Below are 20,641 nucleotides of genomic sequence, written 5' to 3'. Positions count from 1 at the left end.
AGAGTCATTCCGTAGGAGGCAATTTATTACGCAGCGAAAATGCGCAATAGCCGTTACTTGCAGCGGTTGTCCGCTTATGGCAGCGTAGCCTGACCATACCGGGATTAACCCTGTTTTTTGCATGATTCGGATAAACCATTCGGGGCTGATGCCTATTTCGGATAGTGACACCCGGCGAATTCAACAAGAATGGCCACCTTGCAGCTTTACCTTGCAGCGCAGTTGCGCCTGCAGCAACAACCCCTCAACATGAGCACATGCACACATGAGCACCCTATCCATTATTGAACAACTCATGAATGGCATCGGCCTGGGGCTGATTCTATTCATGATGGCAGCGGGCCTGACCATTGTGTTCGGCGTGATGGACACCATGAATCTGGCCCACGGCTCGCTATTCATGTTTGGCGCCTATTTTGCCGCAACAGCCTATGGCGTCACCGATTCATTCACGCTGTCCGTCCTTATTGCAGTCGCCCTGACCATGCTGGTCGGGCTGCTGCTGGAAACCAGCCTGATCCGCCGTCTATACACCCGCAACCACATGAATCAGGTCGTGGCCACGTTCGGCGTCATTCTTATTTGCAATGACTTGGTCAAGTACGTTTGGGGGCCGGCCCCTATCATGGCCGCCACACCGCCCTCGCTCGCCGGCTCTGTCGAGCTGATCGGCGGGCTTGAGTACCCGGCCTTCCGCTTGCTGATCATCGCCGTCGGTATCGTAGCCGCCCTGGCGCTTTACTTCATGATGACGCATACACGGCTGGGCATGCTGGTGCGTGCCGGCGCATCGAATCGCACCATGACCCAGCTCATGGGTGTACCGGTGCGACGCGTCTTCTCGCTGATTTTCATTCTGGGCGCAGCCCTGGCGGGTATTGGCGGCGCCATGGTCGGCCCCGTCACCGCCGTACAGGTTGGCATGGGCGACTCGTTCATGATCCCCGCACTGGTCGTTATTGTCATTGGCGGCATCGGGTCGATACGCGGCGCATTCATAGCCGCCTTGCTGGTTGGCATTGTCGACACAGCCGGCCGCGCCTTCATACCTGGTCTTATCAGCATGGTTGCGTCGCCGGTTGTTGCCGCCGACGTGGGCCCCGCCCTGGCCAGCGTTCTGATGTATATCCTGATGATTGTTGTGCTTGGCTGCAAACCATCCGGACTTTTCCCCGCACGAGGATAATTCATGCCCAGTCACAACACCTCAAAGTCGTCCGCCTGGGTGCCGCTGCTCGGCATCGTTTTGCTGGCAGCCTTCCCTGTTTTCTCGCAATACCTGGGGCTTGACTACTACACCGGCTTTGTCATGCGCCTGCTCATCTCGATGATCATCGTGACCAGCCTGAACTTCTTGCTCGGCTACGGCGGCATGGTCGCCTTAGGGCATGCCGGGTTTATTGGCGTTGGCTCTTACGCTATGGTCGCGCTGATCGAAGCCGGCATTACGTCAGTCTGGCTGCTGTGGTTCGGCGCCACCGTCATCACCGCGATCTGGGCGGCGCTGATCGGTCTTATCGTTTTGCGCACCCGCGGCATCTACTTTCTGATGATCACCCTGGCCTTTGCCGAAATGGTTTACTACATCGCGGTGTCACTGCGCCAGTACGGCGGCGACGACGGCTATATCTTGTCGACCCCGCTCAGCTTTGGCCTGGGCTTTGATCCGATGGACACCAACACCTTGTACGCCGTGGTATTGGTCATGTTCGTGTTGACCTTTGCATTCTTCAATCGCATGGTCGACTCGCGCTTCGGCAAAGCCATTATGGGTATTCGCGACAACCCAGTACGCATGCAGGCACTGGGTTACCCCACGTTCAAGCTGCAACTGCAGGCCTTCGTCATTGGTTCGGCCGTTGCCGGCTTGGGCGGCGCCATGATGATGACGCAGAACGGCTTTATCAGCCCCACCACAATTCACTGGACACACTCGGCCGAGCTGATGGTGATTGTTGCCCTGGGTGGCATGGGCTACAAATGGGGCGCCATTCTGGGCGCAGGCTTGTGGGGCATCTTGAAAGAGTTCTTGCCACAGTTCACCGAATACTGGCACTGGCCCATGGGCTTGCTGGTCATCCTCATCATTTTGTATGCACCCAATGGCCTGTGGGCACTGTTCAGCCGCGAACAAGGTCACCAAAACGGCGGGCTGTTTAAATTTATCCGGAGGCAGGCATGAGTCTTTTTTCTGCGACCGGCCTGGTCAAAAGTTTCCATAGTTTGCGGGCCACCGACAACGTCGACATCTCAGTCAACGCCAATGAGGTCCACGCGCTTATCGGCCCCAACGGGGCAGGCAAAAGTACCTTGGTCAACCTTATCTCGGGGTTACTGCCCGTCGATGCCGGGCGCATCACGCTGGACGGACAAGACATCACCCGCCTGAAGGCCCACGAACGTGTACACGCAGGTTTGTCACGCTGTTTTCAAGTCACCAATCTCTTCAAAGAAATCAGTGTCATCGACAACCTGCGGCTCGCCATTCAGGCCCACGAAGGCAACAATTTCAAAGTGTTTGGCGTCCGTAACAACGAGGCCGTACTGAACGAGAAAGCTCGAGCCCTGAGCGCCAAAGTAGGCATCGAAGGCGAGGCTGTCCTGAACAGCATGGCCGGCAGCCTGCCTCACGGCGCACAGCGCCAACTGGACATTGCCTTGGCGCTGGCGGCCAACCCCAAGGTGTTGTTGCTTGATGAGCCTATGGCGGGCATGGGCCCCGATGAATCGGCACGCGTAGTCGAACTCATCAAAGGCCTGCGCCAGCACATGGCAATTTTGCTGATCGAACACGATATGGAAGCCGTGTTTCAACTGGCCGACCGCATTTCGGTGCTGGTTTACGGCAAAGTCATTACCTCGGGGACGGTCGATCAAATCCGCAACGACCCGAAGGTTCAAGAAGTTTATTTAGGCTCGGAGACCGTCGCCCATGGCTGACAAACACTTGTTAACCTGTAAAAACCTGCACGCAGGCTACGGCGCCAGCCAGGTCTTGTTCGGCATGGATTTCACCATCGACGAAGGTGAGGTTATCGGGCTTCTGGGCCGCAACGGCATGGGTAAAAGCACCACACTCAAAAATATTGTTGGCTTGCTTAAACCCACACAGGGCGATATTTGGTGGGAAGGCAAGGCACTGAATACGATGGCACCCGACGCCATTGCCCGCCTGGGCATCGCCATTGTGCCCGAGGGCAGGCAATGCTACCCAAACCTGACCGTACGCGAACACCTTGTGGCGTTTGCCGGCAACCGCAATGGCAGCGCCAACCAATGGACACTGCAACGCATTTACGATCTTTTCCCGCGCTTGGCCGAACGCAGCCAGCATATGGGCGGGCAGTTGTCGGGCGGCGAGCAGCAAATGCTGGCCATTGGCAGGGCCTTGTCCACCAATCCGCGCTTGCTGATTCTTGACGAAGCCACCGAAGGCCTAGCCCCCTTGATTCGCGAAGAAATCTGGCGCTGCCTTGACTTGTTGAAACGCGAAGGTCAAACCACACTGGTGGTCGACAAGTATGTCGATAAGCTGGTCGGGCTGGCCGACCGCCATATTATTCTGGAGCGCGGGAAAATCGTCTGGACAGGCTCGTCGGCCGAACTGGACGCCGACCGCAGCCTGTGGGTGCGCTATATGGGCGTTTAACCACGAGAATTAAACGTTCACACTGCGCCGTCCCGCAACACTGCCGGACGGCGCAAATTTATAAAACGCCCCCCTACGCGGCACCTTCGCTCAACTCAGTAACGCTAGACACTTTCGCCACAAACGCCAGGCTGCGCAGCGCCGCATCATGAAACTCAGGTGACCCGGCAGCGCAGGCGTCAGCCGCAATGGTGACTTCGTAGCCCCGATCGGTAGCGTCACGCACGGTATGCTCAACGACTGAATGCGTCGCCACGCCCCCCACAATCAAATGCTGCACATCAAGCATGCGCAAAATATTGTCCAGGCACGTTCCGGCAAACGAGCTGATGCGCTGATGAGTGACCACAAACTCGCGCGCGTTGTTCAACGGTTGCAGAGGCGCCATGAATTCGGCACCCCACTCGCCGTCCTTCACGGCGCCAAGCTCGATGGTTTTCTGGAAAATAGGCGTATTACGGGGGCAGTCGGCATAGTCGGGACGAAAAGCAATACGCACGTGCACCACCGGCAATTGCTGTTCGCGGGCAAACGCCAATAAGCGCGTGGCGCCATTAATCACACGCTCGCGCACTTTTTCATCGTTTACGCCTACCCGGATCTTGCCGTCCGGATGCAGCACTTCGTTCTGGTAATGCAAGGCCAATACTGCGGTTCGTTCATTCATGGTTTTCCCCAATAGGTCGAGAGATCAATTGTGATGAAACCCAGTCTAGCGCCTTGAATCATGGGGCACTATCCGGAAAAAGAGCCCGAGACAGCCAAAAATGGCACTGCTAAAAACGGATAGCGCAACAGAGGCGTCTGCCGATTGTGGATATTGCGCCGTGCCTGCTTTGCCTAGACTTGAAGCGCTTCAACCACTCAACGCGCAAGGAAAATCATGAAAAAATCAGCTATCGCTCGAGCAATGGTGTTTTCCGCAGCCTTGCTGGCCGCTGCCGGCGCCCAGGCTGCCGACGAAATCAAAATCGGCTTCTTGACCACATTGTCCGGCCCCGGCGCCGGCACAGGCCAAGACATCCGCGACGCCTTCCTGCTGGCCATTAAGATGAACGGCGGCAAATTAGGCGGTTTACCCGTCAACATCAGCGTCACCGACGACCAAAACAACCCGGTCGCCGCACGTCAAACTGTCGAGCGCTACATCAAGCGCGACAAGGTCGACGTGATCACCGGCCCCGTATTCTCCAGCGTTGTACTGCCGATTCTGCCCACCATTTTGCAGAACGATACGGTTTTCCTGAGCACCAACACCGGCCCAGCCGACTATGCCGGCGAAAAATGTGACCCCAACTTCTTTGCCGTATCATGGCAGAACGAAGACGTACCTCAGGCAATGGGCGCATTCGCCTCGTCTAAAGGCTACAAACGCGTCGCCATGATCGCCCCCAATTACCCCGGCGGCCGCGAATCGCTGCAAGGCTTCAAGCGTAAGTACACCGGCGAAATCGTCGACGAGGTCTACACCAAAATGGGCCAACTCGACTACTCGGCCGAAATCGCCAACCTGAAAACAGCAAAGCCTGATGCCGTGTTTTACTTCCTTCCCGGTGGCATGGGCATCAACTTTGTCAAACAATACAACGCGTCCGGCCTGCAAAAAGATGCCCCATTGCTGACCCCCGGCTTTACGGCCGACACCGAGAACATTGCCGCACTGGGCAAAGACCTGGTGGGTACGTACAACTCGTCGCAGTGGGCCCACGACCTGCCTAACGAAGCCAACAAGAAGTTCGTAGAAGCCTACCAGAAAGAGTATGGTCGTCTGCCCAGCATGTACTCTTCGCAAGGTTACGACGCTGCCATGCTGCTCGACGGTGCCGTTCGTCAGGTCAACGGCAAGATCGAAGACCACAAGGCCTTCCTGAAAGCACTTAAAGACGCCAAGTTCGACTCGGTACGCGGCAAGTTCCGCTTCAACAACAATCAATACCCCATCCATGACATCTACATGCGTCAGGTCGTAGAAGACGCCCAGGGCAATGTCCAGAACAAACTGGTCAGCAAGGTCCTGGACAACCACCGCGACCCGTTCGCCAACCAGTGCCCCATGAAGTAACTTGAAGGAATTTTCTGCAATGAGCATGTCCACAACCACCGAAGTACTGAAGTTACGCGTGTCCTCTGCGGACATGCTCACTGCCGATATTCGCCAGTTGTACCTTGAACCTGCGGTCGACGGGCAGGCGCTGCCCGCCTTTACCGCAGGCGCACACATCGCACTACAAGTAACATTGCCAGACGGCAAGACCGACTGGCGCGAGTACTCTCTGGTCGCCCTTAACGACGAGGCGGCCCGGGCCCCCCTCGGCTACCAGATCGCTGTTCGACGCGAAGCCAACGGGCGTGGCGGCTCGCAGTTTGTACACACCAACATCAATGTGGGCGACGTGCTCAATGTACGCGCGCCCCGCAACCAGTTCCCGATGGAAACCGCGAACACGTCGCGCGCTGTTTTAATTGCCGGTGGCATTGGTGTCACGCCTATCGCCAGCATGGCCGCACATTGCCGCGACATTGGCCGCCCCATTAGCGTTTATTACGCAGGACGCAGTCGCAGCCTGATGGCCTATCTGACAGCACTTACCGAGCTGGCAGGCCCCGATCTGCATGTTCACGCCGACGACGAGCAGGGCAAGCCGCTGGATATCGCGGGTATTTTTGCCCGCCTGCAAGCCGAAGATCACGTTTATTTCTGTGGCCCCACGCCCATGATTGAGGCCATCCTCGCCACGGCCGAAAAGCAAGGTTGGCCGCGCAACCAGATTCACTTCGAACTGTTCAGCGCCCCCCCCGCCGAAGAGGGCGACCACCCGTTTGAGGTCGAGCTTGCCCAAAGCGGCAAAACACTGACCATCCCCGCCGACAAGAGCATTCTTGACGTTCTTATTGATGAAGGCTTCGACCCGCTCTACGATTGCAAGCGCGGCGAATGCGGCGTGTGCGCCACCGACGTCCTGTCAGGCGACATCGACCACCGCGACTACATCCTGACAGCCCGCGAAAAAGAAGCCGGCAACATCATGCACACCTGCGTGTCACGATGCAAAGGCAGCAAGCTGGTGCTTGACATGTAACCCCCTAGGGCGGCAATGGCGACAACACCCCGCCGCCCAAACATTTGTCAGGCAACCTGACGAATAACGCTAAATAACCCTTTTAATATCAGGGATATAGCGCATCAAAACCGCGGGAAGTCCCTGATAGCCCAAAAGATACTTTACGTTTAAAGTGTTTCGTGTGGCAGAGTGGCGCCACTCTTTCTCAGCCGTCTCAAACCACCGGGCAAAACCGTGCAACACTTGGCGAATCTTAACCTTTCCAGGCTACACGACCACCTCGTCTTCCACTCCGACTGCCCGTCTGAAGTGCGTAGTACGCTGGGCAGCATTCTTAGCGAACACGACCTAACGCTGGGCGAAGGCAAAGTCGACACCACGCTTTTTCAGCGTCGTCTCAACGACATCAGCGTCATGAAACTCACCTACGGTGCCGAGGTCAACGTCAAGGCCAGCCCGTTCAAAGGGTTTTCGTTGGTGCAAACGCCCCTGCGCGGCTCCTTCGAGGTCGAAATCGCCGGACGACGCAAAACGTTTGGCCAGGGCGACGTCGCGGTTCTGTCACCGCAGCACGATCTGGGCATTCACTGGCAAGAAGGCAGCGAGCAGCTCATTCTCAAAGTGCCGCATCACCTTATCAGCCGACGCTTCAACACGGCATCCCAAACCCCCGCCAACGGCGCAGGCACAACGTTTGCATCACCCGCGTTCAAGCTCGACGACAGCCTTAACCTGATCTGGCATTCGTTGGTTCAGCAGGCCATCGACCTGCCGAACAGCAATTTGGGGCTTAGCAATGTATGGCTCGAACACTTCGAGCAAACCATTGCCCTGTTTTTGCTCACGCATCAAACCGCCGAAGCAGGCAAACCTGAAGTCGGTCAGTATGCGCCGGCATCGGCTGGCACCTGTAAAAACAACAGCCTGGCCCCGCTCGAACGCATGGAGGCCTATATCCGCCAGCGGCTGTGCGCCCCCATATCATTGGTTGACCTGGCTAACGCAGCGGGTTTAAGCCCAAGGTCGTTAAACGCACTGTGCCACCGATATCATGGCGTCTCGCCCATGGTGTTGCTGCGCAATATGCGCCTAGACGCCGTGCGGCAAAAGCTACAAAGCAGCCCTGGCGCCAACGTCACCAATATCGCTCTCGACCACGGCTTCGGTCACCTGGGCCGGTTCTCGGCCTACTACCGCGAACGCTTCGGCGAACTCCCCCGCGACACCACCATGCGGCAATTTTTGCCCTGTATGTAAAGCCCCGCCACCGCCGTTAATTCACGGCGGCGGCTAGACCTTTTGTCGTCACAATCAGCCCACCCGTTATAAGCCGGGAAAGCGGTCAATTTTTGACAGCGGGATATTCGGGTCAAAAATCTTGAAGCGCAGGCCCGTCACGCCCATCGCAGCCAAACGCGCGGCATGCATATCTTTGTAGGCGTTCAGGGTTTCAAGATTCTCGAAACAGTAAATACCGCCGGCTTCGCCGGTTTCGGCATTTTCGGTCCAGAGCTTCCAGACCAGGCCCGGCTCGTTGGCGATACTCTCGGCCAAGCCCTTAAGCATCTCACTCATTTCGGCGCCAAACGGGCCAGGGGTAGGAAAGTCGACTTGCAGGATTTTCATAATGATCTCCGGAGTGAGCAGAATTCGACCCGGCGCAGCGAGCGACGGGTGGATTAGCGCGGTAAAAAATCAAAATACTGATCAGGGAAAGGCTCCCTTTCAAGCGTAAAGTGCCACCACTCTTTGGGGTAAGGTTTGAAGCCATGCTTTACCATTAACGCCTGCAAAAGCAGGCGGTTGGCTCGCTGCTGAGGCGTAAGCCCCGGGTGCTCGGGCCAAGACTCGACACCAAAGAAATCAAACGCCGACCCCATATCCAAGGCCTGCCCGCTGTCGCGCGCAACCAGCGTCAGGTCGACCGTACTTCCGCGGCTGTGCCCCGAACGCAGGGCAATGTAATCTTCTTTGAACAAATTCTGTTTGTCGACATTCGGATAAAAAACCGGTTTGGTTCTAACGTCTGACAAATCTTCGGCCCATTGGACAAAGTCATCTACCGCCCGTTGAGGACGATACGCATCGAACACCAACACCCCCAAACCAAAAGGCTTCAGGTCGGCCTGAACACGCGCCAACGCCTGCGCCGCCGGCGTTGAAACTACCGCCCGCGCATTGTCATAGCCCGCAACGGGACGCCCAAGAAAATTATTACTGCCCGAGTATCGCAAATCAATACGTATTTCGGGGATGGTGTCCTCGAGATAGACAAAACCTGCAGGCAAAGCCGCATGGGCCACACCCACAGACAACATACCCAGCATCAATGCAAAGCGGACCCTCATCGCATACAAAAATCTCAACATGGTCACCCCGTATAGCGCAGCTCAATCGCTCCACTAACTAGAAGCCAGGCCACATCAGGCCACGCCAGAACCACCTGCATGCGTAGCCACCCGGTTGCGCCCTTTGGCTTTCGCCTCATAGACCGCTTCATCGGCTTGTCGTAGCAAGTAATGATAGTCGGGATGCCCAGTATGCGACGCCAACCCAATGCTTACCGTAACGGCAAGCACCGTACCATCGGGAATAAGAAACGGATGCTTTTGTACAGCCTGACGGACACGGTCGCACAATAAGCTGGCCTGTTGGGCGTCCAGGTCGACCAGTACCAGTAAAAACTCTTCGCCGCCCATCCGGAATAAGAAGTCGCCACCACGACAATGCTCGCTTAGCACGGCAGCGACCTGCTGAATAACCTGATCACCCGCTTCGTGACCATGGTTGTCGTTAATCCGTTTGAAATGATCAATATCGATTAACGCCACCGCAAAGCCACTCCCAGACTTGCGGCTATGCTCGATTTCGCGGGCCAGCACCGTCGGCAAAAACTTGCGGTTAAGCAAACGCGTCAAGACATCTTTGCCCGATTCCAGCTCAAGGCTACGGGCAAACAAACTGCCAAGATGCAGTTGAATATTTCGTGCATGGTTGCGGATTTCACGGACGATATCGCCGCGCCCCTGAGCATCGACCGCACCTTCAGTTTCGAGCGCGACCAAACAAACATTATCAATCGCGTCAATGCTCTGAGTGATGACATCGGCCTCGGGAACGCCCTGAAATGCATGTATGCCTTTATGCCTGAACCACAAGCCAAACTCGGACTCTCGAACGCGCACCAAGCGGGTTGAGGCATTACCCAGTACAGTTTCATACATGACCTGGCTTTCCCAATCGAGAAGCGCAGCCTTTTGGCGCTCTTTCTCTGTCGCCAAGTTTTCAGTAATGGAAAACAGTCGGTAAGCCTCGCTTGACCGCGCCTTTCGCGCGCTCGAGCTGGCGTAGGCCTGACTCATGACCTCCATCGCCAAATCGATCTTTGCCCCAAAAAAGCGACACGCCGATAACTTGAATGCATCGTCGTCAGGCGCAACACGATCAAGATAGGCATTGAATGCCCGCTTCAGAGAGCGCGCGCCCCTTAAAACAAGCGCAACAGGAATATCGACCCGCGCATGCACCTCGCCGATTTTGTGCTGATCGGCATATAAATCGTCGGCGGCTTCAGCGCTCACAGGCCCGAAAAGACGCGTCAACCACAGTATCAGTGATGCGCGCAATCGCGTTCTGACTTGCTCGTGATCAAGGAACTGCTGCGCCTGCGGATCCTTCAGCATGGTGTCATAGAACTGACTGGCGAGGCTGTCGGCCTGCTGCGTAACGATGCGCTCGACACGCTCCGGAACGCCCGGTCCGGCGAAATCATTAAAAAGCGCCCACTCGCGCCGAAAAATATCCAACAACATAATGGCAACCTATAAACTTTCGCCAACTGTAACTCACCTGGCGAGCCTTCTCGAAAATAACAAGAAATAAAGCCCGAAAGCATCGCTACACTAACGAAAAACACACAAAACCTGGGAGCCCGACAAATATGCCCGACGCAAAACACGACAACAAGCCCAAAGGCAGCGCCCTTAGACAAGACATCCGCAAGTTGGGTAAAACCCTGGGCGACGTAATTCGCGAATCGGACGGCGTCGCGATCTACAACGTTGTCGAAAAGTTGCGCCGATCGGCCGTCACGTTCAGACGGGAAGGCAGCGCGGCCGACAGCCGCGCCCTCACCCAGGCCATCGGCAAGCTCAGCCCCAAAGAGGCGTCATCCGTCGCCCGCGCGTTCAGCTATTTCTTGCAGCTGTCGAACATTGCCGAAGACCGCGACCAGAACAGACGCCACCGCCTAGCGGTTCTTGCTCCCGAAACGGCTGTGCGCGGCAGCTTGCAGCATGCACTGCAAACCCTGCAGGCACGCGGGGTTGGACGACAGCGGCTTGAAAAATTCTTGCACCAAACCTGCATTGTGCCTGTACTTACCGCCCACCCCACCGAGGTGCAACGCAAAAGCACCCTGGACCTGCACCGCGAAATTGCTCGCCTGCTGGCCACAGATGACGGCAATCTGTCGACCATTGAACGTCAGGTGACCGAGCAACAATTGCTGGGGCTGGTCGCCACGTTATGGCAAACCCGCATGCTGCGCTGGCAAAAACTGACGGTAATTGACGAAATAGACAACGCACTCAGCTACTACAACAGCAGCTTCTTATCCGCTATTCCCGAGCTTTATCACGAGCTGAACCTGCGCCTGAACCCACCCGGAAAGTCGGCGTTCAATGCCCGGTTCCCAACGCTGCCCCCATTCTTAAAAATGGGGAGCTGGATAGGCGGCGACCGCGATGGTAACCCCAACGTGAATGCCGAAACGCTGGAGCAAGCATTGCTGCGCCAATCGGCCATTATTTTGCGCCACTACCTGCAAGAAGTGCACAGCCTGGGGAAAGAACTCTCTATTTCGACATCATTGGGTAGCGCCGACCCGGCCCTGATGGCACTGGCCAATGCCAGCCAGGACACTTCCGAACACCGCCTGGACGAGCCCTACCGTCGAGCACTAATTCATATCTATGCACGCCTGGCTGCCACCTCGGTCGCCCTGACCGGACGACAGCAAGCCCAGCGGCCAACCTACCTGGCCGAGGCCTACGAAAACCCACAGGCCTTGCAGGCCGACCTGACCCTTATCGCCGACTCTCTCGACAAACACCACGGTCACGTTATTGCAACCTTGCGACTTTCAGGCCTCATCCAGGCTATCAGCGTGTTTGGCTTTCATCTGGCCACGCTCGACTTGCGTCAAAGCTCAGACGTGCATGAGCGCGTGTTAACAGAACTGTTTACAGCGGCGGGGGTTCAGTGGAACGGGCAGCCCGTCAATTACTCGCAACTCGATGAAACTGACAAACGCGCGTTACTTCGAGCCGAGCTGGCGCAAACCCGTCCGCTGGTCTCGCCTTGGGTCACCTACACTGAAGAAACCGAAAAAGAGCTGGCCATCTTACGCATGGCTGCTGTGTGCCGCAAAAAATATGGGGCCGGCGCCATTCAGCAAGCCATCATCTCGCACACCGAATCGTTAAGCGACTTGCTGGAGGTATTGGTGCTGCAACAAGAAACGGGGCTAATTACGCCGCCGGTGCCAAATCAACCTGCGCCCAAGCACGACGGCCTCATGGTTACACCGCTGTTTGAAACCATCCCCGACTTGCAGATGGCGCCCGAAATCATGGCCCAATGGCTAGATCTACCCGAGGTTCGAGCCCGCGTAGACGGCGCACACGAGGGCATTCAAGAAGTCATGCTGGGCTATTCAGACAGCAACAAAGACGGGGGCTACCTAACCTCTAACTGGTCACTGTATTGCGCAGAGCGCCAACTGGTGCAGGTATTCAAAAAACGTAAGGTCAGGCTGCGCCTGTTCCATGGCCGGGGTGGCTCGGTAGGCCGTGGCGGGGGCTCAAGTTACGAAGCTATCCTGGCCCAACCTCCCGGTACCGTCAACGGCCAAATCCGCCTGACAGAACAGGGCGAAGTCATTCAGGTCAAGTACAAAGACGCCAACGTCGGCCGCTGGCACCTTGAAAACTTCGTAGCGGCGACACTCGAATCCAGCCTGACGCCAGCCACCTCGGCAGCCCAGGTCGAAGACCAGAACATGGCACGCTTCGGTCACGTCCTGCAGTTCATGTCCGATGTAGCCGAGCATACTTATCGCAGCTTGGTCTACCAAACACCGGGGTTCGACACCTACTTTTTTGCCTCGACCCCCATACTGGAAATCGCTGGTCTCAATATCGGCTCCCGCCCGGCCTCACGCAAAACAACGCAAGCCATCCAGGACCTGAGAGCCATTCCGTGGGGTTTCTCGTGGGCGCAATGCAGGCTGATGATTACCGGCTGGTTCGGGTTTGGCTCGGCCTTGTCGACATACATCGACCAAGGTTGCGAGGGCAGCCCAAAAAATGCATCTGCCCGTTTGGCCATATTGCAAGACATGGCGCGTGACTGGCCCTTCTTCAAGACGCTGCTATCGAACATGGAGCAAGTCCTGGCCAAGACCGATCTGGACATCGCCCGGCATTACGCAACGCTGGTTCCCGACACTCAGCTTCGCGACACGGTCTTTGAGCGCATCGCCGCCGAATTCAAGCTGACCTGCGAACGCTTTACCCAAGTTTGTGGTCACGAACTGCTGGCCAACGATGAAATACTGCGTGACGCATTAAGCGAACGGTTTGCCTACATCGACCCGCTCAACCACCTTCAAGTCGAGCTCTTACGTCGCCACCGGCAACGTCGTCGTCGGCCTGCCAAAGATGGTAAAGAAGACAGCAGCCAACGCGCCATCCATATGACGATCAACGGTATCGCCGCCGGGCTGCGAAATTCGGGCTAACAACGGGTCAGATACTTGGCCCAACCAGCCCGACACCATGGGCAAAAGCAACTTGCCGTGACATAATCCAACCGTTCGCGTGCTGTCGCCTATAACGGTACACGAACGGTCCCGCGCACCGTCCGGTGCCGGGTAGGTCAACTCCAGATCGAGACAACCATGATGCGCAAAACTACCTTGCTCATTGCCCTGGTCAGCCTGGGCGCACTAGCGGCATGCCAAAGCCCGTCGGGCTCACAAAGCCGCGGCGGCAATTCCGAATTCAACTGCATTGCCGGTACTGTCGGTGGCGCCGTCATCGGCGGCCTGTTGGGCAGCACCATTGGCGGGGGCCGCGGCCGTACTGCCGCTACCGCCGTTGGCATTGGCGCCGGTGGCTATGTTGGCAACCAAATGGGGTGCAAATAATGAAAACTCTCACACTTAAGCCGGCAATATTACTGATGACCGGCCTGCTGGCGCTGGGCTCAGCCCAGGCGCAAAACACGGTTCAGCAGTCGCCCCTGACCCCGGAACACTTCGCTGCTCTTGATCGCAACAAAAGCGGCGGCGTCAGCAAAGAAGAATACGAAGTATTCATGCGTGAATCGTTTCAAAAAATGGACAAAAACGGTGACCAACGACTGACACCGGCCGAAACCAGCGGCGTACTGACTGCCGAGCAATTTGCCGCAGTCGATGCCAACAAAGACGGTGCCATTACACTAGACGAGTTCATTGAGCACGTTATGCGCGACTTTGATCGTTACGACTACGACAAAGACGGGCAATTGAAGCCTTAAGGCAATCTAGAAGCGCCTGGCAGGCGCCCGTCCGGCGTCCTGCTTACCCTAACGGAAACATCCAAATGCTCGACTCCCGCGCTGGCAGCGTCAAAACACGTATCCCATTCACTCAGGTCTTGACGGCCAAAATCTCAACCCTGGCACTGATTGGCGTGCTGGCGGCCAGCGGGGTTGCTGGCGCAACCGAAACCGGTCGCATCAAAGTCACCGAGATCAACACCGCCACTCACCCATTCACCACGCTGCACTGCGCACGCCAACCGCTGCAAGTGCGCTTCTTTGGCAATTTGGCTGAAGTGATCGTCAACAACGAAAGCCGTCTGCTGGTTCAAGCGCTGTCGGCGTCGGGGGCTCGCTATGTCGCCCCGAACGACGACACCACCGAGTTGTGGGGAAAGGGCCCCTTTGCCACCGTCACGTGGTCGGGGCAAACCCTGCCGCTATGCGCCCCGGCCGGCGCCATTATTCCGCCGTTCCGGGCGTCGGGTAACGAACCATTTTGGGCCATCACCTATAACGGCTGGCAAGCTACGCTGGCACGACCCGGCCACCCCGATCAAACCCGCGATGCGCAAGTCTCGGAAACCACCGAACGCGGGCAGACACTTCAAGCCGGCCAGGGGCCTGACGCCTGGGAAATTCGCGCCTCAGACGCGATATGCACGGACAGCATGACCGGTATGCCCCACCCGCAAACCGTCGCCTTTAGCCAGGGCGGTCAAACCTACACCGGCTGTGGCGGCGACCCCGAACGCCTGTTGCAGGGCACCACCTGGCGCATCACCCACATCAACGACGCCCCCATCAACACAGCGTCATCGGCCGAAATCATCTTTTTGCCAAATAGCCAGCTCGCCGGCAACAGCGGTTGTAATCGGTTCTTTGGCAGCTACACGCTTACTGGCGAATCATTAACCGTAAAGGGCATGGGCAGCACACGCATGGCTTGCGCCCCAAGCGATATGGCCATAGAGGATGTGTTGTTGCAGCACTTAAGCAAACTCGAACGCTTCTCACTCGACGCGCCCGACACACTGACCCTGCACACCGCCGTGGGCACTGTACGTGCTCAGGCAACGCCACAGTAAACAGCCAAGCCGGCAAGTGCCCCGCAACATGCAGGGCGATGCCGGCTGGCAGGTGACGGGTCCGACGCGGTAAAATGCGCAAAACAGCTGGGCACACACGTGCTTCGCACTCACCCATCTTCGCCACCACTACCCAAAACAGAAAAGTCAGCAACGCGTTTTGCGCGGCATCCCGCGCATTAGGCAAATGCACGTCGCCATTACCTGCAAGTTGCGGGTCACAGAGCCATGCGACTGGGTATGACCGGCCCAGAAAAGTCACCTAACTTTATATTGAAATCATGCCTAATCTACTGCCCGAAACCATTGCACGCGTCGAACACGACCTCATCGGCGACCGTCACGTACCCGCCGACGCTTATTGGGGCATTCACACCCTGCGCGCAAAAGAGAACTTCCCCATCACCGGCACCCCCATCGGGGCCTACCCCGACCTGATCCGCGCCCTGGCTTACGTCAAGCAAGCCACCGCTCGGGCCAACCAGCAACTGGGCATCATCTCCCCCGAGAAAGCCGCCTTTATCGAACAGGCGTGCCAAGACATTATCAATGGCAATTTGCACGACCAGTTCATTGTCGATGTAATGCAAGGCGGCGCCGGAACATCAACAAACATGAATGCCAACGAGGTCATTGCGAACCGTGCGCTGGAAATCATGGGCAAAGCCAAAGGCGACTACGATCAGTTGCACCCTATTGAAGACGTCAACGCATCGCAAAGCACCAACGACGTCTACCCCTCGGCCCTGAGAATAGCCATTTGCTTTGCAGCGCGCGGTTTAGAAAGCGCCATGCAACATCTTCAACAGACGTTTGAGCGCAAAGCTGTTGAATTCGACGACCTTCTTAAAATGGGCCGCACCCAGCTGCAAGATGCCGTTCCCATGACTTTGGGCCAAGAGTTCCGAACATATGCCGTCATGCTGCGCGAAGACATGGCCCAAATCAGCCATGCCGTAAAACTGATGCATGTTGTCAACCTGGGGGGAACGGCCATTGGCACCGGCATCAACACTGACCCCGGTTACGCGGTGATTGCGGTCAGGCACTTGTCGGAAATCTCCGGGCTGCCCATTGCCCTGGCGCCAGACCTCATCGCAGCCACCCAGGATACGGGCGACTTTGTGCAGCTTTCGGGCGTGCTCAAGCGTTTTGCCAGCAAACTGTCAAAAATCTGCAATGATCTGCGGCTGCTGTCATCGGGCCCACAGTCAGGACTCTCTGAAATCTGCCTGCCAGAGCGCGCCGCAGGCAGCTCCATCATGCCCGGCAAGGTCAACCCGATTATCCCCGAGGTCGTGAATCAGATTGCATTTGAAGTGATTGGCAACGACATTACGATCACCATGGCCTCAGAGGGCGGACAACTGCAACTGAACGCCTTCGAGCCCGTCATCGCCTGGAGTCTGTTCAAAAGCATCGCCCACCTTGAGGCCGGTTGCAAAACGCTGGCCGACAACTGTGTCGCCGGCATTACAGCAAACCGCGAAAGGCTTGTCGCCATGGTCGAATGCTCCGCTGGTTTGGCAACCGCGCTGAACCCGGTGCTCGGCTACCGCAAAGCGACCGAAATTGCGCGCGCAGCAGTCAAAACAGGCACACCCGTCCGCGCGTTGGTAAAGGCTCAAGGGTTGCTGGACGACGCCACACTCGACAACCTGCTGCGGCCTGAAGTGCTAACGCGACCAAGCCGGGCGCTGGCCGAACCCAACTAACCCTGCTGCCCTCAAGTTGCCGGCGTATTGTCGTCCGGCACTTCCCTGAGGTAGTTATAGGCCGCACAATAGTGCGGCCTTCGTTTCGCCCCCGATTTTGGCGGCTCGAAAATATGAATGGACAGCACCGCGTTATTGACGTCGCGAACATCGTGGGTTTGAAACTGCGCGTATAAATACGTGTTGTCGTCGCCACACAAGGGGTTGCCGTTACGCAAATATACGGGCCGTTTCAAACGAGACGCCGGGACGCGTTTGTGATCGATCAAACGCAGGCGGTAAAAGGGTAAACCGGTAACTTCAAGGCTACCACCCGGCAGCCCCACCTCTTGCGTGGGCTCGACCCTGTAGCGCGTCGTACCGTCAAACACCAGCACATTGCCTTGCAAAGACACATCGCCGGTAATGGCCACAGCCGTTTTACTCAACGCAGACCAATCGCCCAGCGTCAGCTCGGGCAATACGGGGTCAAGCGACGCCTGAGCCACGGCTGCACCCCAACCGAGTTGAGCCACGCACATTGCTGCCAATAAAAAACTTCGCATTTTTCCACTCTTGTTAAACGGCATGTCTTGTCATTAATACGGCTTCGCCAGGCGTCACCATGTTTTGCTCAATTTGGCCCAACCTGGACATCAGTTGTCTGAAACCGGATAGAAGCAGCCCACACCCGCCCGGTACTGTATGTACAGGACGGCAAGCACCGCACCAGATCACATGACTTGCCCCAACCCGTTACCGCACTACCCAGGGAGACCATGATGAACACTGTTGTTTACGACGCATTTCGCGAAGACGTTATAGGCCGCTCCAACGTTCGGGACACCCCCGAACTGGTGTCGTACTACAAAGACCTTGAACGGCTGGGCACCGCAGCACTTTGGACCGTGGCCAACAAAATCGAGCCCTGGGAACCAAAATCGGCGTCAGTCCCGATGCTTTGGCGCTACCGCGACCTACGCGAACATGTTCTCAAGTCGGTAGACCTGGTAACGCCGGAGCAGGCTGGCCGGCGCGTCATCTACTTCGAAAACCCCGGCCGTAAAGAAGAAGCGGCCGCCGTGGGCTGGCTGTATTCAGGCTTACAGGTCATGCACCCCGGCGAAAACGCCTCGGCCCACTGGCACTCTTCTTCGGCACTACGCTTCATTATGGAAGGTCGTGGCGCCTACACCATTGTAAACGGTCACAAAATGACACTCGGCGCCAACGACTTCGTCATTACCCCCAATGGGTGCTGGCACGAACATGGCGTAGAAGAAGGCGGCCTGCCTTGTATTTGGCAAGACGGGCTCGATATCCCGTTGGCCAATGCCATGGAAGCAGGCTTTTACGGCATTCACCCCGACTTGCATCAAGCCATTGGTTACCCGGTCGACGATGCCGTCAGCATCTGGGGCGCACCGGGGCTCACGCCACAGGGAGTGAAATGGAATCAGAACTATTCGCCGCTGTTTAAATACCAGTGGGAACCGACCTATGAGGCGCTGGTGCGGTACAGCAAGGCAGCCGACGGCAGCCCGTTCGACGGCCACCTCATGAACTACACCAACCCGTCAACCGGGGGGCCGGTCATGGCCACCATGGGAGCCAGCATGCAGTTGCTCAGGCCTGGTTTTGTCGGCAAAGCGCATCGGCATACCGGCAGTTTCTTGTATCAGGTTGCCAAAGGCAGCGGCTACTCCATCATCAACGGCCAACGCTTCGACTGGCAAGAGCATGACGTTTTCTGCGTCCCCTCGTGGGCCTGGCACGAACATGTCAATACATCGCAAACCGACGACGCCTGCCTGTTCTGTTTCAACGACTTGCCGGCAATCCAGAGCATGGGCTTTTACCGTGAAGAAGCGCTGGCGGACAACAGCGGACACCAGCCCTTAGTGGCCTGAGCGTTTCATCTGCCCCCCATGCGCCCGCAGCCGCGCTCCCGCTGCGGGCAAAGCCCCCCGCCCGGCGCTATACTGAGGCAAGGTCCCCAGACGGCGTCGGAGGTGCAGATGCCCACGAACATGACAAGTTGGACCCAGGCCTTACTGGGTAATCACATGCTGTTGGCGTCACACGACGCCGAAGAAGTACGCTCACGAGTCGCCGCTCTGCTGAACGACCACATTCTGGAACCCGGCGGCGGCGCTCTTGCGGCCAGGCTGCATGGTGTGCAAGCCGACACCCTCAGTCTTTGGCGTCTGGAATACGGCGAGGCCGTCTCGGTCAAAGAAACCCGACCCGGCGGCGAATTCCTTATCGTGCAATTACCGCTTACGGGCGCTGTCACTGTTCAGTGCGACGAAGGACAATGGTCGGTCAGACCCGGCTCCGGGCTGATCATGCCCTCTAATGTTCCGCACCAATTATCCTGGGAAGCGGGCGCTGCGCAGATCATTCTGAAAGTGCCGCTGCAACGTCTGCACGAGCAATACCGCGGCCTGACGGGCACCACGACACTCGGCCCCTTGCGTTTTAACCGCGAAATCGCGCTTGATGCTACCGACGGCGAACAATGGAGCGCCTTATTGCGCTATTTTTGCGAGCAGGTTGCACAGCCCCATGCGCTCAGTTGGCTTAAAGCTAAAACGGCTGAAGAAGCTCTGATACGCCACTTGCTATGCGCGCAATCGGCCGCACTGCACGATCACTTTTTGGGGGAAGACAGCATTCAGGTGCCCCAGCGTTTGCAGCGTGCCCGCGCCTATATACAGGCGCACCTGGCCGACGACATGACACTGGAAGATATTGCGCGGTACAGCAACACCAGCCCGCGCACACTCACACGCATGTGCCGCCTGCAATATGGCGTCAGCCCAATGCAACTGGTGCGGGACCTGCGCCTTGACCAAATCAGGCAAGCTCTCATCGATGCTACGGCCGATAACTCCGTCTCGGAAATTGCCTTGCGCTGGGGCTATGCCCACCTTGGCCGCTTCGCCGCCGCCTACCGACAACGTTTTGGCGAAGCCCCGCACGACACCCTGCAAAAGAAACGCCAAGGCCTGCAGCCTTTGGCTGCTAATGACGCGGCTGATGCACGCCTGAATCGTCAACACTGAACGGGCGTTAGAATGGCGGGCACTGCTTAACCCTACAGGACCCTGTAATGCCCAACATTCACCACATGCCCATCGAAATCGGCTTCAAGCACTGCGACCCCGCCGGTATTGTGTTTTACCCGCGCTACGCCGAAATGCTGCACGACACCGTTGAGCATTGGTTCAATCATGGGCTGAAAATAGGCTTTAACTACCTGCACACCACACGCAACATGGGTATCCCCATGGTCAATTTGCAGGTCGATTTTCGTATTCCCAGCCGGCTGGGCGACGTACTCGACAGCCGGTTGGTCGTGAAAAAACTAGGCCGCAGTTCGATGCAAATGTTGGTGCGTATTTGCGGCCCCGACAACGATGTGCGTGTCGAAGGCCGCTTGACGGTTGTTTTTGCCAGCTTGGGCAAGATCAGTTCGGTAGAAATCCCGGAAGATTTCAAGGCCCTGATTTTGCCTTACGTACATGAAAATGCCGAGGCTTAAGTGCAGGCGTATTG

20 protein-coding genes are annotated in these 20,641 nt (G+C 57.1%); 15 read left to right on the top strand and 5 right to left on the bottom strand.

The features are described 5' to 3' along the window. Positions 1 to 265: 265 nt before the first annotated feature. From CHR62_RS00755 to CHR62_RS00740, 4 genes are read left to right on the top strand one after another with little or no spacing between them, the layout of a single operon-like run. Positions 266 to 1,186 carry a branched-chain amino acid ABC transporter permease gene (locus CHR62_RS00755; protein WP_093969912.1) on the top strand — a complete coding sequence of 307 codons (921 nt, stop codon included), beginning with the start codon at positions 266 to 268 and terminating at the stop codon, positions 1,184 to 1,186. 3 nt (positions 1,187 to 1,189) lie between these two features. After that, positions 1,190 to 2,182, top strand: a complete 993-nt coding sequence (locus tag CHR62_RS00750; protein WP_093969913.1) for a branched-chain amino acid ABC transporter permease — start codon at positions 1,190 to 1,192, stop codon at positions 2,180 to 2,182. Beyond that, positions 2,179 to 2,940 carry an ABC transporter ATP-binding protein gene (locus tag CHR62_RS00745; RefSeq protein WP_123659685.1) on the top strand — a complete coding sequence of 254 codons (762 nt, stop codon included), beginning with the start codon at positions 2,179 to 2,181 and terminating at the stop codon, positions 2,938 to 2,940. The genes CHR62_RS00750 and CHR62_RS00745 overlap by 4 nt, the downstream gene beginning before the upstream one ends. Continuing rightward, positions 2,933 to 3,649: an ABC transporter ATP-binding protein gene (locus tag CHR62_RS00740; RefSeq protein WP_123659684.1), complete on the top strand. Its 717-nt coding sequence runs from the start codon at positions 2,933 to 2,935 to the stop codon at positions 3,647 to 3,649. Before CHR62_RS00745 ends, CHR62_RS00740 begins: the two co-directional genes overlap by 8 nt. A gap of 73 nt (positions 3,650 to 3,722) precedes the next feature. Here CHR62_RS00740 and CHR62_RS00735 read toward each other — a convergent pair whose 3' ends face one another. After that, entirely contained in the window at positions 3,723 to 4,316 is a 594-nt protein-coding gene (locus CHR62_RS00735; protein WP_123659683.1) for a cysteine hydrolase family protein, read from the bottom strand. Positions 4,317 to 4,532: 216 nt separating this feature from the next. Here CHR62_RS00735 and CHR62_RS00730 point away from each other — a divergent pair, with 216 nt between their 5' ends. The 3 genes from CHR62_RS00730 to CHR62_RS00720 all read left to right on the top strand — a co-directional run bounded on the left by CHR62_RS00730 (position 4,533) and on the right by CHR62_RS00720 (position 7,968). Continuing rightward, on the top strand, positions 4,533 to 5,711 hold the full coding sequence (locus CHR62_RS00730) for an ABC transporter substrate-binding protein (RefSeq protein WP_123659682.1): 1,179 nt from the start codon (positions 4,533 to 4,535) through the stop codon (positions 5,709 to 5,711). Positions 5,712 to 5,730: 19 nt separating this feature from the next. Further along, complete coding sequence (locus CHR62_RS00725; RefSeq protein ID WP_233574779.1) at positions 5,731 to 6,729, top strand: PDR/VanB family oxidoreductase; 999 nt, start codon at positions 5,731 to 5,733, stop codon at positions 6,727 to 6,729. Positions 6,730 to 6,954: 225 nt separating this feature from the next. Beyond that, on the top strand, positions 6,955 to 7,968 hold the full coding sequence (locus CHR62_RS00720) for an AraC family transcriptional regulator (protein ID WP_199722870.1): 1,014 nt from the start codon (positions 6,955 to 6,957) through the stop codon (positions 7,966 to 7,968). A gap of 66 nt (positions 7,969 to 8,034) precedes the next feature. Here CHR62_RS00720 and CHR62_RS00715 read toward each other — a convergent pair whose 3' ends face one another. From CHR62_RS00715 to CHR62_RS00705, 3 genes are read right to left on the bottom strand one after another with little or no spacing between them, the layout of a single operon-like run. Beyond that, on the bottom strand, positions 8,035 to 8,337 hold the full coding sequence (locus CHR62_RS00715) for a monooxygenase (RefSeq protein ID WP_233574778.1): 303 nt from the start codon (positions 8,335 to 8,337) through the stop codon (positions 8,035 to 8,037). A 53-nt stretch (positions 8,338 to 8,390) separates the two neighbouring features. Continuing rightward, positions 8,391 to 9,080 carry a M15 family metallopeptidase gene (locus CHR62_RS00710; protein ID WP_199722869.1) on the bottom strand — a complete coding sequence of 230 codons (690 nt, stop codon included), beginning with the start codon at positions 9,078 to 9,080 and terminating at the stop codon, positions 8,391 to 8,393. A gap of 54 nt (positions 9,081 to 9,134) precedes the next feature. Beyond that, on the bottom strand, positions 9,135 to 10,523 hold the full coding sequence (locus CHR62_RS00705; protein ID WP_123659681.1) for a diguanylate cyclase: 1,389 nt from the start codon (positions 10,521 to 10,523) through the stop codon (positions 9,135 to 9,137). 128 nt (positions 10,524 to 10,651) lie between these two features. Between CHR62_RS00705 and ppc the strand changes: the two genes are divergently transcribed. The 5 genes from ppc (at position 10,652) to CHR62_RS00680 (ending at position 17,101) form a co-directional block, all read left to right on the top strand. After that, positions 10,652 to 13,513 carry a phosphoenolpyruvate carboxylase gene (ppc, locus tag CHR62_RS00700; RefSeq protein WP_123659680.1) on the top strand — a complete coding sequence of 954 codons (2,862 nt, stop codon included), beginning with the start codon at positions 10,652 to 10,654 and terminating at the stop codon, positions 13,511 to 13,513. Positions 13,514 to 13,672: 159 nt separating this feature from the next. After that, positions 13,673 to 13,921: a glycine zipper 2TM domain-containing protein gene (locus tag CHR62_RS00695; protein WP_233574776.1), complete on the top strand. Its 249-nt coding sequence runs from the start codon at positions 13,673 to 13,675 to the stop codon at positions 13,919 to 13,921. Then, entirely contained in the window at positions 13,921 to 14,295 is a 375-nt protein-coding gene (locus CHR62_RS00690; RefSeq protein ID WP_093969922.1) for an EF-hand domain-containing protein, read from the top strand. Before CHR62_RS00695 ends, CHR62_RS00690 begins: the two co-directional genes overlap by 1 nt. A 65-nt stretch (positions 14,296 to 14,360) precedes the next feature. After that, entirely contained in the window at positions 14,361 to 15,386 is a 1,026-nt protein-coding gene (locus CHR62_RS00685; protein WP_123659679.1) for an META domain-containing protein, read from the top strand. 281 nt (positions 15,387 to 15,667) lie between these two features. Then, positions 15,668 to 17,101, top strand: coding sequence for an aspartate ammonia-lyase (locus CHR62_RS00680; RefSeq protein WP_123659678.1), 1,434 nt, complete (start codon positions 15,668 to 15,670; stop codon positions 17,099 to 17,101). A gap of 11 nt (positions 17,102 to 17,112) precedes the next feature. Here CHR62_RS00680 and CHR62_RS00675 read toward each other — a convergent pair whose 3' ends face one another. Then, a complete protein-coding gene (locus tag CHR62_RS00675) occupies positions 17,113 to 17,646 on the bottom strand; it encodes a hypothetical protein (RefSeq protein ID WP_123659677.1) in 534 nt (177 codons plus the stop codon). Between the two features lie 216 nt (positions 17,647 to 17,862). Here CHR62_RS00675 and CHR62_RS00670 point away from each other — a divergent pair, with 216 nt between their 5' ends. The 3 genes from CHR62_RS00670 (at position 17,863) to CHR62_RS00660 (ending at position 20,627) form a co-directional block, all read left to right on the top strand. Then, the gene (locus CHR62_RS00670) at positions 17,863 to 18,990 is read left to right on the top strand and encodes a cupin domain-containing protein (protein ID WP_123659923.1); all 1,128 of its coding nucleotides are present in this window, start codon (positions 17,863 to 17,865) and stop codon (positions 18,988 to 18,990) included. A gap of 120 nt (positions 18,991 to 19,110) precedes the next feature. Continuing rightward, the gene (locus CHR62_RS00665; protein WP_158609078.1) at positions 19,111 to 20,148 is read left to right on the top strand and encodes an AraC family transcriptional regulator; all 1,038 of its coding nucleotides are present in this window, start codon (positions 19,111 to 19,113) and stop codon (positions 20,146 to 20,148) included. A 47-nt stretch (positions 20,149 to 20,195) separates the two neighbouring features. Then, entirely contained in the window at positions 20,196 to 20,627 is a 432-nt protein-coding gene (locus tag CHR62_RS00660) for a thioesterase family protein (RefSeq protein WP_123659675.1), read from the top strand. Positions 20,628 to 20,641: the final 14 nt, after the last annotated feature.

This window comes from Pusillimonas sp. NJUB218 (genome assembly GCF_003788685.1).
Taxonomy (GTDB): domain Bacteria; phylum Pseudomonadota; class Gammaproteobacteria; order Burkholderiales; family Burkholderiaceae_B; genus Neopusillimonas.
Note: the sequence above shows the minus strand (reverse complement) of the source record. Positions and strands in the feature narration are given on the sequence as shown.

Bases quoted from the DNA above. Each gene is read 5' to 3' on its own strand.
- CHR62_RS00755 (WP_093969912.1), top strand. From the start codon at position 266: ATGAGCACCCTATCCATTATTGAACAACTCATGAATGGCATCGGCCTG.
- CHR62_RS00750 (WP_093969913.1), top strand. From the start codon at position 1,190: ATGCCCAGTCACAACACCTCAAAGTCGTCCGCCTGGGTGCCGCTGCTC.
- CHR62_RS00745 (WP_123659685.1), top strand. From the start codon at position 2,179: ATGAGTCTTTTTTCTGCGACCGGCCTGGTCAAAAGTTTCCATAGTTTG.
- CHR62_RS00740 (WP_123659684.1), top strand. From the start codon at position 2,933: ATGGCTGACAAACACTTGTTAACCTGTAAAAACCTGCACGCAGGCTAC.
- CHR62_RS00735 (WP_123659683.1), bottom strand. From the start codon at position 4,316: ATGAATGAACGAACCGCAGTATTGGCCTTGCATTACCAGAACGAAGTG.
- CHR62_RS00730 (WP_123659682.1), top strand. From the start codon at position 4,533: ATGAAAAAATCAGCTATCGCTCGAGCAATGGTGTTTTCCGCAGCCTTG.
- CHR62_RS00725 (WP_233574779.1), top strand. From the start codon at position 5,731: ATGAGCATGTCCACAACCACCGAAGTACTGAAGTTACGCGTGTCCTCT.
- CHR62_RS00715 (WP_233574778.1), bottom strand. From the start codon at position 8,337: ATGAAAATCCTGCAAGTCGACTTTCCTACCCCTGGCCCGTTTGGCGCC.
- CHR62_RS00710 (WP_199722869.1), bottom strand. From the start codon at position 9,080: ATGTTGAGATTTTTGTATGCGATGAGGGTCCGCTTTGCATTGATGCTG.
- CHR62_RS00705 (WP_123659681.1), bottom strand. From the start codon at position 10,523: ATGTTGTTGGATATTTTTCGGCGCGAGTGGGCGCTTTTTAATGATTTC.
- ppc (WP_123659680.1), top strand. From the start codon at position 10,652: ATGCCCGACGCAAAACACGACAACAAGCCCAAAGGCAGCGCCCTTAGA.
- CHR62_RS00695 (WP_233574776.1), top strand. From the start codon at position 13,673: ATGATGCGCAAAACTACCTTGCTCATTGCCCTGGTCAGCCTGGGCGCA.
- CHR62_RS00690 (WP_093969922.1), top strand. From the start codon at position 13,921: ATGAAAACTCTCACACTTAAGCCGGCAATATTACTGATGACCGGCCTG.
- CHR62_RS00685 (WP_123659679.1), top strand. From the start codon at position 14,361: ATGCTCGACTCCCGCGCTGGCAGCGTCAAAACACGTATCCCATTCACT.
- CHR62_RS00680 (WP_123659678.1), top strand. From the start codon at position 15,668: ATGCCTAATCTACTGCCCGAAACCATTGCACGCGTCGAACACGACCTC.
- CHR62_RS00675 (WP_123659677.1), bottom strand. From the start codon at position 17,646: ATGCGAAGTTTTTTATTGGCAGCAATGTGCGTGGCTCAACTCGGTTGG.
- CHR62_RS00670 (WP_123659923.1), top strand. From the start codon at position 17,863: ATGAACACTGTTGTTTACGACGCATTTCGCGAAGACGTTATAGGCCGC.
- CHR62_RS00665 (WP_158609078.1), top strand. From the start codon at position 19,111: ATGACAAGTTGGACCCAGGCCTTACTGGGTAATCACATGCTGTTGGCG.
- CHR62_RS00660 (WP_123659675.1), top strand. From the start codon at position 20,196: ATGCCCAACATTCACCACATGCCCATCGAAATCGGCTTCAAGCACTGC.